Source organism: Streptomyces albus subsp. albus, assembly GCF_000725885.1.
Classification (GTDB): Bacteria; Actinomycetota; Actinomycetes; order Streptomycetales; family Streptomycetaceae; genus Streptomyces; species Streptomyces albus.
In genome coordinates, this window is record NZ_JODR01000055.1 from 1 (window position 1) to 13,064 (window position 13,064).

At 74.6% G+C, this 13,064-nt stretch carries 2 protein-coding genes; both read right to left on the reverse strand.

All coding sequences use genetic code 11. The features are described from left to right. On the reverse strand, positions 1-901 hold a 901-nt coding region (locus IO40_RS0132455), incomplete at its 3' end, for a beta-ketoacyl synthase N-terminal-like domain-containing protein (RefSeq protein ID WP_031176659.1). Between the two features lie 54 nt (positions 902-955). After that, on the reverse strand, positions 956-13,057 hold the full coding sequence (locus IO40_RS39280; protein ID WP_106967487.1) for a type I polyketide synthase: 12,102 nt from the start codon (positions 13,055-13,057) through the stop codon (positions 956-958). Positions 13,058-13,064: the final 7 nt, after the last annotated feature.

A 13,064-nucleotide genomic window follows, 5' to 3' on the forward strand; every position in this document is an offset into this window, starting at 1 on the left:
CCGTCAACCCGTTCGACGCACCATCCTGATTCACCGCACTGCCACGCACCACCGCCAACACCCGATGGCCGTTCCGCCGGGCGTCCGACAACCGCTCCAGGACCAGGACACCCACGCCCTCGCCCCAGCCGGTCCCGTCCGCATCATCCGAGAACGCCTTGCACCGACCATCCCCAGCAAGTCCGCCCTGCTTGTCGAACTCCACGAACGCACCCGGCGTCGACATCACCGTCACACCACCGGCCAGGGCGAGGCCGCACTCGGCCGAGCGCAGGGCCTGGCAGGCGAGGTGGAGCGCGACCAGGGACGACGAGCAGGCGGTGTCGACCGTGACCGCGGGGCCTTCGAGGCCGAGCGCGTAGGAGACCCGTCCGGACAGGGCGCTGCCCGCGCTGCCCGTCAGGACGTAGCCTTCGACACCGTCGTCGGCGGTCAGCAGCATGTCGTAGCGGGACGGGGAGCCGCCCATGAAGACGCCGACCTTTTCGCCCTTGGCCGACATGGGGGCGATGCCGGCGCGCTCCAGGGACTCCCAGACGACCTCCAGCAGCAGCCGCTGCTGGGGATCCATCGCCAGTGCCTCGCGCGGTGAGATCCCGAACAGTCCGGCGTCGAAGTCGGCGACGTCGGACATGAATCCGCCCAGGGTGTCGTTGCCGACCCCGGGGAGGGTGAGGTCCCAGCCGCGGTCCGCCGGGACGGGGGTCATCGCGTCGGCCCCGTCCGCGACGAGCCTCCACAGGTCGTCCGCCGAGCGGACGCCGCCCGGGAACCGGCAGCCCATGGCCACGATCGCGATGGGTTCCCGGGCCGCGCCCTCCACCTCACGAAGCCGCTTGCGGGTCTCGTGAAGGTCGGCCGTCGTCCACTTGAGGTAGTCGCGAAGCTTGTCCTCGTTCACCTTACGGACCGTCTCCTGTTGGCGTCGCCACGGGAGACGGTCCTCGGCTTCCGCTCAGGAAGACTTGCCGAACTCCCTGTGGATGAATTCGAACAGCTCGTCGTCGGTCGCTGTCTCCAGCTTGCGGGTCACGGGCATGTCGCCGTCCGCGGACTGCCTGTCCCCCAGCGCCGACATTAGGCTGCGGAGCCGGGCCTGGACGGCCTCCAGGTCGTGGTCTGGGGAAAGAGCTGAAATTCCGGCTTCGAGCTTGTCCAGTTCCTGGAGAACTGCCTGTTCCGGCGGCAGTTGTGCGCTCTCCTCCCCGGCGAATCCGGTGCGGAGCCTGCCGGTGAGGTCCAGCGGCGTCGGATGGTCGAACACCAGCGTCGCGGGCAGGTTCAGCCCGGTCGCGGACGTCAGCCTGTTCCGCAGCTCGACGGAGGTCAGGGAGTCGAATCCGAGGTCCTTGAAGGGCCGGTTCACGTCGACGGCTTCGATGCCGGTATGGCCCAGCACGGCCGCGACGGCGGAGCGCACCAGGTCGAGGAGGGCCGCGTCCCGTTCGGCCGCCGGCATCCCGCGCAGCCGCTCACCGGGTTCCGTGCCGCCCTGCGCCGCCTCGCGGGGCCCGGTGTCGGCGAGGGCCTGCCGGACGGCGGGCAACTCGTCGAGCAGTGGGCGGGGGCGGGCCGCGGTGAAGCCGGTCGCGAAGCGTGCCCAGTCGACGTCCGCGACGGTGAGGACCGTCTCGTCGTGCTCCAGGGCCTGGCCGAGTGCGGCGAGGGCCCGCTCCGGCGGCATGGTGATCACGCCGCGCCGGCGCAGCTGTTCTTCTGCCGCGGGGTCGGCGGCCATGCCGCTGCCGCCCCAGGCGCCCCAGGCGACGGAGGTGGCGGTGCGGCCCCGTTCCCTGCGGGACTGGGCGAGGGCGTCGAGGGCGGCGTTGGCGGCGGCGTAGGCGGCCTGGCCGCCGCTGCCCCAGACACCGGCGTTGGACGAGAACAGCACGAACGCGTCCAGGTCGGCCTCGTCGAAGAACTCGTCGACGAGTTCGTCCAGGTGGGCCGCGCCCCGCACCTTGGCGGCGATGACGCCGGCGCACTCGGCGAGGCTCATGTCTCCCAGCGGTGTGGCCTGGACGACTCCGGCGGCGTGCACGACGGTGCGGAGGCGCCGGCCGTCGTCGCGCAGTGCGGCCAGCAGCGCGGCCAGGGCGGCGCGGTCGGACACGTCGCAGGCGGAGATGGTCACCTTGGCGCCGAGCGCGGTCAGTTCCTCGCGGAGTTCGCCGGCACCGGGCGCGTCGGGGCCGCGGCGGCTGGTGAGCACCAGGTGCTCGGCGCCGGCCGCGGCCAGCCACCGGGCGATGTGGGCGCCGAGGCCGCCGGTTCCGCCGGTGATCAGCGCGGTGTCCCGGGCCCGGAAGCGCCGCACCGGCGGGGTGTCGCCGAGTGGTGCGGGCACCAGTCTGCGGACGAAGAGGCCCTGGCGGCGGAGTGCGATCTGGTCCTCGTCGCCGCTGCCGGCCAGTGCCTGGCGGAACCGTTCGGCGTCCGGTTCGGTGAACTGCGCGGGCAGGTCCAGCAGTCCGCCCCAGCGGTCGGCCTGTTCGAGTCCGATGACCCGGCCCATGCCCCAGATCTGGCGTTGTGCGGTGGCGGCGAGCCGGTCGGCGGAGGTGACCAGTTCGGCGGCCCGGGTCAGCAGCCACAGTGGTGCGTCGCCGTCGGTGTCGGCCAGTGCCTGGGCGAGTTGCAGGGTGGCCGCGACTCCGGCGGGCACCTCCGGGTGCGCAGGGTGGGGCCGGGTGTCGGTGCCGAGCAGCGAGAGGATGCCGCGCACCGTGCCGCGCGGTGCCTGCTCGCGCAGCAGTTCGGTGAGCGAGTCGCGGGTGGCGGTGGCCGGGTCGATGCTCACCGTTCGCAGGTCCACTCCGGGGGCGGCCAGCGCCCGGCCGACCGCGCCGCACCATTCCACGTGCCCGGTCCCGGAGGCGTCGGGGGTCTGTGGGGTGAGCAGCAGCCAGCTGCCGGACAGCCGCGTCGGCTGCTGGGCGAGCGGGCGCCATACGACGCGGTGGCGCCAGGCGTCCAGTTCGGCGGCCGACCGACGGGTGCGCCGCCAGGCGGACAGGTGGGGCAGTACCTCGGTGAGGGCGTCGGCGCCGATGCCGAGGGTGTCGGCGAGCCCGGTGACGTCCTGCTGCTCGACGGCCGTCCAGAAGGCGCCGTCGGCCGGCTCGGCGCCGGCCGCGGCGGTGGTGGCCGTGGTGGGGCGGGGCCAGTAGCGGCGGTGCTGGAACGGGTAGGTGGGCAGGTCCACCCGGGTGGCGCCGGAGCCGGCGAACACCGCGTCCCAGTCGACGTCCATGCCCGAGACGTACGCCTCGGCGAGGGAGGTCGCGAAGCGGCGTGGTCCGCCGTCGTCGCGGCGCAGCGAGCCCCCGACGAAGATCCGCCCGGGGACCGTCGCCGGCTCGGCGCGGTCGTGGAGGGTCTCGTGGACGGGGACCGTCAGCACCGGGTGGGGGCTCATCTCCAGGAAGCTGCGGTGGCCCTGTCCGGCCAGGGTGCGCACCGCCGGGTCGAGCAGCACCGGCCGACGCAGGTTGCGGAACCAGTAGTCCGCGTCCAGCTCGCCGGCTTCGATCCACTCGCCGGTGACGGTGGACAGCATCGGGGTGGCGGGGGCCTGCGGCCGGACCGGGCCCAGCGCGGTGCGCAGGTCGTCGAGGATGCGGTCGACGTGGGCGCTGTGCGAGGCGTAGTCGACGGGGACGCGTCGGGCCCGTACGCCGTCCGCCGCGCAGCGGGCCAGCAGTTCGTCGAGGGCGTCGACGTCCCCGGAGACCACCACCGAGGCGGGGCCGTTGACGGCGGCGACCGACAGGCGGCCGTCGTGGCCGGCAATCAGGTCGCCGGCCTGTTCGGGCGCGAGCATCACGGACGCCATGCCGCCGCTTCCGGCCAGCGCCCTCAGCGCGCGGCTGCGCAGGGCCACGACGCGGGCGGCGTCGCGCAGCGAGAGGGCTCCCGACACACAGGCTGCGGCGATCTCCCCTTGCGAGTGCCCGATGACGGCGTGCGGGCGCACCCCGCAGGACTGCCACAGCTCGGCGAGGGAGACCATCACCGCGAACAGTGCGGGTTGCACGACGTCGACGCGCTCGTGGTCCGGGGCGCCGGGCGAGCCGCGCAGCACGTCGCCGAGCGACCAGTCCGCGAACTCGGCGAGCGCCTCCTCGCACTCGGCGAGTTTCGCGGCGAACACGGGCGAGGCGTCCGCGAGTGCGGTCGCCATACCGGGCCACTGCGCGCCCTGGCCGGGGAAGACGAACACGGTTCTGCCGGGCGGGCCGGCCGCCCCGGTGACGACGCCCGCGGCTTCCCGGCCGTCGGCGAGGGCGGTCAGGCCGGTGACGAGTTCGCCGGGGTCGGTGCCGATGACGGCGGCACGCAGGTCGAGGGCGGCACGCGAGGTGACCAGGGACCAGGCCACGTCGGCGGCGGACGGGGCGTCGGGGCCGGTCACGGTGGTCAGCAGCCGGGTGGCCTGCGCCGTGAGTGCCTGCGGTGTCTTTCCGGACAGCGTCCACAGCACCGCGCCCGTGAACGGCGCAGGCCGCTGGGCGGTGTCCCGGGCCCCGGGCGCCGGCTCCTGGGGGTGGTTCCCGGACTCCTCGGACGGTGCGGGGGCCTGCTCAAGGATGGCGTGGGCGTTGGTGCCGCTCACGCCGAACGCCGACACGCCCGCGCGTCGCGGCCGGCCCGGGTCGGGCCAGGCCCGCTCCTCGGTGAGCAGCCGCACGCCGCCGCCCCGTACGCCGTTCCAGTCGACGTGGGAGGTGGGCGTGGTCACGTGCAGGGTCTTCGGCAGGGTGGCGTGCCGCAGCGCCAGCACCATCTTGATCAGCCCGGCGACACCGGCGGCGGCCTGCGTGTGCCCGATGTTCGACTTGACCGAGCCGAGCCACAGCGGCCGGTCCTCCGGCCGGTCCTGGCCGTAGGTGGCCAGCAGCGCCTGCGCCTCGATGGGGTCGCCCAGCGTGGTGCCGGTGCCGTGCGCCTCGACGGCGTCCACGTCCTGCGGGGCCAGTCCGGCAGCGGCGAGGGCCTGCCGGATGACGCGCTGCTGGGCGGGGCCGCTGGGTGCGCTGAGACCGTTGGAGGCGCCGTCCTGGTTGACGGCGGTGCCGCGGATCACGGCCAGCACCGGGTGCCCGTTGCGGCGCGCGTCGGAGAGCCGCTCCACCATGACGACGCCGGCGCCCTCGCCCCAGCCGGTGCCGTCCGCGCTGTCGGAGAACGCCTTGCAGCGGCCGTCCGGCGACAGTGCGCGCTGCCGGCTGAACTCCACCAGTGCGCCGGGGGTGCTCATCACCGACGCGCCGCCGACCAGGGCCGCGCTGCACTCGCCGGCACGCAGCGCCTGGCAGGCCAGGTGCAGCGCCACCAGCGACGCGGAGCAGGCGGTGTCCACCGTCATGGCGGGACCTTCCAGCCCGAACGTGTAGGAGATCCGGCCGGAGAACACGCTGGCGGAGCTGCCGGTGGCGACGTATCCGGCCACGTTCTCGCCGGATTCGTGGAGGGCGGCGGGGTAGTCCTGGCCGTTGGTGCCGGCGAACACGCCGATGCGGCTGCCGCGCACCGACTTCGGATCGATGCCGGCCCGCTCGAACGCCTCCCACGAGCACTCCAGCAGCAGCCGCTGCTGCGGGTCCATGGCCAGTGCCTCGCGCGGATTGATGCCGAACAGGTCGGCGTCGAAGTCGGCGACGCCCTGGAGGAAGCCGCTCTCCCGCGCGTAGGTGGTGCCTTCGTGGGCGGGGTCGGGGTGGTGGAGGGACGCGGTGTCCCAGCCGCGGTCCTCGGGGAACGGGCTGAGCGCGTCCGCCCCGTCGCCGAGCAGCCGCCACAGGTCCTCGGGGCTGCTGAGCCCGCCGGGGAAGCGGCAGCTCATGCTGACCACGGCGATCGGCTCGTCGTCGTCCCGCGCCCCGCCGGGGGCCGGGAGGAGGGCGTCGTCGTGCGGGCCGGACGTCCCTTCGTCACCGGCCAGTTCGCGGAGCAGGTGACGGGCGAGCGTGTCGGCGTCGGGGTGGTCCCACACGAGGGTGGCGGGCAGGTCGAGGCCGGTGAGCGCGCCGAGCCGGCCGCGCAGGTCCAGGGCGAGCAGTGAGTTGAAGCCGAGCACGGAGAACGCCGCCTGCGGCTCGACGGGTTCGCCGGTCGCGTGTCCGAGCACCGCGGCGGCCTCGCCGCACACCGCGTCCAGCAGCGCGGCGTGACGTGCCTCGGCGGGCAGTGCCAGCACTTCGCGCCGGAGCCTGGGCACCGTGCCGGACGCGGCGGATGCGGCCGGGCCCTGGCCGGCGAAGGCGGTTTCCGGCGCGGCCAGTTCCGCGAGGAACGGTCCGCGGTGGGCGGTGGTGATCCGCTCCCGGTCGATGTCGGAGATCACCGTGCAGGGCGCGGCTCCGCCGAGTGCCCGCTCCAGCGCGGCCAGCGCGGGCTCGGCGTCCATCGGGACCAGCCCGGTGTGCCGCATCCGTTCGGCCAGGTCGTCGGTGCCGGCCATGCCGTCGCCGGCCCAGGGGCCCCACGCCACCGACAGGGCCGGCAGCCCGGCATGGTGCCGGGTCTCGGCGAGCGCGTCCAGGTAGGCGTTGGCCGCGGCGTAGCCGGCCTGGCCCACGGCGCCGAGGGTGCCGGCCAGCGAGGAGAACAGCACGAAAGCGGAGAGGTTCCGCCCGCCCAGCACCTCGTGCAGGTGCGCGGCGGCCGTGGCCTTCGCCGCCCAGCCGTCCGCCAACTGGCGCCGTGACATGGTGTGCAGCAGGGCGTCGTCGACCACGCCGGCGGCGTGCACGACCGCGTCGATGTGCACGCCGTCGGTGTCGAGTCCGTCGATCAGCGCGGTGAGCGCGGCACGGTCGGCGACGTCGCAGGCCGCGAGCGTGACCCGGGTGCCGGCGGCCGTCAGCTCCTCCTGCAGCTCGGCCGCGCCGGGCGCGTCGGGGCCGCGCCGTCCGACCAGTACGAGATGCCGGGCGCCGCGTGCGGTGAGCCACCGGGCGACGTGGCCGCCCAGCGCCCCGGTGCCGCCGGTGACCAGGACGGTGCCGCCCAGCGGCCAGTCGCCCGCGGCGCCTGGCGCCCGGGTGCCGGGCGCCAGGCGCCGTGCGAACGTCCCGGTGGAGCGGATCGCGACCTCCACCTCGTCCGGTGCGGCGGCGAGCAGCCCGGCCAGCCGCGCGGCGTCCCGTGCCGTGGGCCGGGCGGGCAGGTCGACCAGTCCGCCCCAGCGGTCCGGGTGTTCCAGTGCGGCCACCCGGCCCAGGCCCCACACGGCGGCCAACTCGGCCACGGGCGCGGGGTCGTTGTCGCCGGCACGTACGGCACCGCTGGTGACGCACCACAGGGGCGCGGGGACCGCGGCGTCGCCGAGGGCCCGTACCACGTCCGCGAGCCAGCCGGACGCTGCCTGGGCGGGCCCGGCCGACAGGGTGGGCAGACAGACCACGCCCGCCACGTCGGCGTACCCGCCAAGCGCTTCCGCCAGCTCCGCACGGTCGGTTCCGGGGGCGACGGCGACCGGTTCGGGCCGGGCGCCGCGGGCCCGCAGCGCTTCGGTGAGAGCGGCGACGTCTCCGTCATCGGTCTCGGGAGTCAGCAGCAGCCAGTTCCCGGAGAGTCGGCCGTCTCCGTGGGTGAAGGGTCGCCACGCGACCTGGTACCGCCAGCGGTCGCCGGCGCCGGACGGTCCGTTGCCGAGCCAGTAGCGACGGCGTTGGAAGGCGTACGTGGGCAGGGTGACGGTCCGCGCGCCGGTGGGGGCGTAGAAGGCCGCCCAGTCGGCCTCGGCGCCGTCCGCCCACAGCTGTGCCAGGGCGGCGACGGCGGTCACCGGTTCCGGCTTGTCCCGGCGCAGCAGCGAAACGGCGAGGGCGTGCTCGCAGGTCTCGCCGATGGCGCCGAGCAGGCTCCCGTCCGGGCCCAACTCCACGAACCGGGCCACACCCAGGGCCTTGAGACGGGTGATCGCGTCGGCGAAGCGCACGGTCCCGCGTACCTGATCCGCCCAGTACGAGGCGGTGAACTCGGTCACGGGCTCGCCGGTCGCCGTCGACAGGATCGGGATGCGCGCAGCTCCGTGGGCCACGTCCCGCGCGGCCTCGGTGAACTCCTGGAGCATGGGTTCCATCAACGCCGAGTGGAAGGCGTGACTGGTCTCCAGCCACCGGCCCTTGCGGCCCCCGAGTCCGGCGGCCACGGTCTCGACGGCTTCGCGTGTGCCGGAGAGTACGACCTGGCCCGGCGCGTTCACCGCCGCCACGGAGACACCCTCCACCAGCAACGGAGTGACCTCGTCCACGGTGGCCCGCACGGCCCACATCGCCCCGCCCTCGGGCAGCGCCTGCATCAGCCGGGCGCGGGCAGCGACCAGCTTGCACGCGTCCGCCAGCGACAGCACACCGGATACGTGCGCAGCCGCCAACTCGCCCACGGAATGGCCGACGAGGTAGTCGGGCTTGACGCCCCACGACTCCACCAGCCGGAACAACGCCACCTCGACCGCGAACAACGCAGGCTGCGCCCAACCCGTCTGCCCCAGCGCCTCGCCGTCGGTGAACATCACATCCCGCAGCGGACGGTCCAACAGCCCGTCGAAGTGCGCACACACCTCATCCAGCGCATCGGCGAACACCGGGAACGTCTCCGCCAACTCCCGGCCCATACCGAGACGCTGACCACCCTGGCCCGAGAACACGAACCCCGTCAGGCCCTCACGGGCCACCCTCGTCACCACGTCGGGGCCGGGCTCGCCGGCCGCCAGGCCCGCCAGCCGTGCACGCAGCCCGTCCGTCCCGGCGTCCAGCACCACCGCGCGGTGCTCCAGTGACGCCCGGGTGGTCGCCAGCGACATGGCCACGTCCACCGGGTCCAGTCCCGCCGTGCGGGACGCCACCTGTCCGGCCTGCGCCGCAAGGGCGTCGTGCGACTTCGCCGACACCACCCACGGCACCACCGGCAGGACGACGTCGCGGGCGGCGACCGTCCCGGCCTCCGGGTCCCCGGCCTGCCCTGCGGGCGGCGCGGGGGCCTCCTCCAGGATGGCGTGCGCGTTCGTGCCGCTGATGCCGAAGGCGGAGACGCCCGCGCGGCGCGGACGCTCCCCGCGCGGCCACTCCCGGGCCTCGGTCAGCAGTTCCGCCGTACCCGACGACCAGTCGATCTTCGTCGACCGGGTACCGGCGTGCAGGGTCCTCGGCAGCGTCCCGTGCCGCAGGGCGAGCACCATCTTGATGACGCCCGCGACACCCGCGGCGGCCTGGGTGTGCCCGATGTTCGACTTCACCGAGCCCATCCACAGCGGCCGGTCCTCGGGCCGGTCCTGCCCGTAGGTCGCCAGCAGGGCGTGGGCCTCGACGGGGTCGCCCAGCGTGGTGCCGGTGCCGTGCGCCTCCACCGCGTCCACGTCGGAGGCGGTGAGCCCGGCGTTGGCCAGCGCCTGGCGGATGACCCGCTGCTGGGCCGGGCCGCTGGGCGCGCTCAGACCGTTGGAGGCACCGTCCTGGTTGGTGGCGGTGCCGCGTACGACGGCCAGCACCTCGTGCCCGTTGCGGCGCGCGTCCGACAGCCGCTCCAGGACGAGCAGACCCACGCCCTCGCCCCAGCCGGTACCGTCGGCTTCGTCGGAGAACGCCTTGCAGCGGCCGTCGGCGGCCAGTCCGCCCTGACGGCTGAACTCGGTGAAGCTGTCCGGCGTGACCAGCACCGCCACACCGCCGGCGAGGGCCATCGCGGACTCGCCCGACCGCAGCGACTGGGCGGCCAGGTGCAGCGCCACCAGGGACGACGAGCAGGCCGTGTCGAGGGTCACCGCCGGGCCCTCCAGACCGAGGCTGTAGGCGACGCGGCCGGAGACCACGGCGGTGGCGTTGCCGATCAGCAGGTGCCCCTGGACCTCCTCGGGGACGGACGTCAGACCGGACGCGTACCCCATGCTGTTGCAGCCGATGAACACACCCGTACGCGTGCCGCGCATGGCGGACGGGTCGATCCCGGCGTGCTCGAAGGCCGCCCAGGACGCTTCCAGCAGCAGCCGCTGCTGCGGGTCGGTCGCCAGGGCCTCGCGCGGGCTCATCTCGAAGAAGCCCGCGTCGAACTCGGCCGCGTCGTGGACGAAGCCGCCCTCGCGGACACCGCCGACGGCGGGCGGCCAGTCGCGGTCGGACGGCAGCGGCGACAGCGCGTCGGTGCCGTCGGCGAGCAGCGTCCAGAACTCCTCGGGCGAGCGCACCCCGCCGGGGAACCGGCAGCTCATGCCGACGATGGCGATCGGCTCGTCGGTACCCGCGCCGCCTGCCGCGGGCGTGTCCGGCGCGGCGCTGTCGTCACCGCACAGCTCCGTGCGGAGGAAGGCGGCCAGCAGGCGCGGCCGGGCGTGGTCGAAGACCAGCGTGCTGGGCAGCCGCAGGCCGGTCGCCGCGCTCAGCCGGTTGCGCAGTTCGACGGCGGTGAGCGAGTCGAAGCCGAGGTCGCGGAACGCGCGTTCCTGTTCGACGGCGTCGCCGCCCCGGTGGCCGAGGACCGCCGCGGCGTGGGCGCGTACGAGGTCCAGCAGTTCGCGCTGCTGCTCCGCCGGCGTACGGCCGGCCAGCCGACGGCGCAGATCGCCGCCGGCCGAGCCCTGCCCCGTGTCGGCGGGTGAGCTCGCGAGGGCCGCACCGGCCTCGGGCAGGTCGTCGAGCAGGGGCCGGTGACGCGCCGCCGCGAACGCCGGGGCGAACCGCTCCCAGTCCACGTCGGCGAGCACGGTGGCCGTCTCGTCGCGCTCGACGGCGCCGCGCAGCGCGGTGAGGGCCAGCGCGGGCGGCATCGGGCGGATGCCCTGGGCGCCCAGCTGGCGGGCCATGCCCGCGTCGGACGCCATGCCGGTGCCGCCCCACGCGCCCCAGGCCACCGAGGTGGCGACACGTCCGCGCGAGCGCCTGAGCTGCGCCAGCGCCTCCAGGTAGGCGTTGGCCGCCGCGTAGGCCGACTGCATACCGCTGCCCCACACGGCCGCACCGGAGGAGAACAGCACGAACGCGTCGAGAGGCCGGTCCCCGAGCAGTTCGTCGAGGTGCGCGGCGCCGAGCACCTTCGCCGCCATGACGTCGGCCAGGTGCGCCGGCTCGTGCCCGGCGAGCGGCGCGTACTCGCCGACTCCCGCGGCGTGCGCCACCACGGTCAGCGGATGCTCCTCCGGCACCTGCCCGAGCACCTCGGCGAGGGCCGCACGGTCGGCGACGTCACAGGCGGCGAGGGTGACACCGACGCCCTGCGCGGCCAGTTCGTCGCGCAGCTCCGCAGCTCCGGGCGCGTCGGCCCCGCGTCGGCTGGTCAGCACCAGGTGGCCGATGCCCTCCTTCGCGAGCCACCGGACGAGTTCCGCGCCGATGCCGCCGGTCCCGCCGGTGATCAGTGCCGTGCCGTGCGGCTGCCAGGGGCGGGTGCGTCCACTGCCGGGTGCCGCGTGTACCAGCCGTGCGACGAAGCAGCCGGACGCGCGCAGCGCTATCTGGTCCTCGCTGCCGTCGGCCAGCGCGGCGGCGAGCCGCTGCCCGCCGCGCGCGTCGAGGACTTCGGGCAGGTCGAGCAGCCCGCCCCAGCGTTCCGGGTGCTCCAGTCCGACGACCCGGCCCAGCCCCCAGAGCGCCGCCTGGGCCGCACTGCGCAGCGGATCCGAGGGACCGATGCCGACAGCCCCCCGGGTGGCCAGCCACACGGGTGCGGTGCACGAGACGTCACCGAGCGCCTGCACCAGGGCGACCGTGGCCGCGAGCCCGGACGGCACGCCGGGCAGATCCAGATGCGGACGCTCGTCGAACGCGAGCAGCGACAGCACACCCGTCGGCTGCGGTACGACCTCGCGCAGCCGTTCGGCGACGGCCTGACGGTCACCCAGGTCGTCGGAGAGCACGAGCGTGCGCACGTCGGCTCCGTGTGCGCCGAGGGCGTCGACGACCGCGCCGGTCTGTTCCGTGTCCGACGCGGCGGCGGACCGGACGACCAACCACGTCCCGGTCAGTGCGGGCGGTGCGTCGCCGGTAGGCCGCCACGGGCGCCATGTCACCTCGTAGCGCCACGCGTCGGTGGTGTCCTCCTCGCGTTGCTTCCTGCGCCAGTCGGCCAGCGCGGGCAGCAACGGGTCGAGCACGGCGACGTCGGTACCCAGCGTGTCGGCCAGCGTCTCAGCGTCCGCCCGCTCCACGGCCGACCAGAACGCGCCGTCGGCAGTCCCGTCCGGCTCCGCCGAGGCCGCCCGGGGCCGGTAGTCCGGCCAGTAGTGCCGGCGTTGGAAGGGGTAGGTGGGCAGATCGACGGTGCGGGGGCGAGCGTCTGCGAACAGGGCCGTCCAGTCGACCTCGACACCGCGTACCCACAACTCGGCCGCGCTCGCCAGGAACCGGTCCAGCCCACCCTCGTCACGCCGCAGCGAACCAGCAACCACGACACCCTCGGTGCCATCGGTCACCTCCTGCACGGCGGTCGTCATCACCGGATGGGAGGAGACCTCCACGAACGTGCCGAAGCCCTCCGCGGCCAGCTTCTCCACCGCCTCGGCGAACCGCACCCGCGAGCGCAGATTCATGAACCAATAACCACTGTCCATCTGCGAACCGTCGGTGAACTCCCCCGTCACCGTGGACAGCACCGGAACCTGGCCGGCGCGCGGGCTGATGCCCTCCAAAGCAGCAGCTAGATCGTCCTTCAAAGCGTCCATGGCCGGGGAGTGGGAGGCATAGTCCACCGCGATCCGGCGCGCCCGCACCCCCAGCCGCTCACACTCGGCCACCACCTCACCAACCGCCTCCGCCTCACCGGAGACCACCACCTGCGAGGCACTGTTGACCGCAGCCACCCACACCCGACCAGACCACCCCGCCAGCAACTCCTCAACCCGCCCGACCGGAGCGGCGACCGACGCCATACCACCCGAACCGGACAACCGCGCAATCGCCCGGCTACGCAGACACACCACCCGCGCCGCATCCTCCAACGACAGCGCCCCCGCCACACACGCCGCAGCAATCTCACCCTGCGAATGCCCCACCACAGCCGCCGGCTCCACCCCGTACGACCGCCACAACTCGGCCAGCGACACCATCACCGCGAACGACACAGGCTGC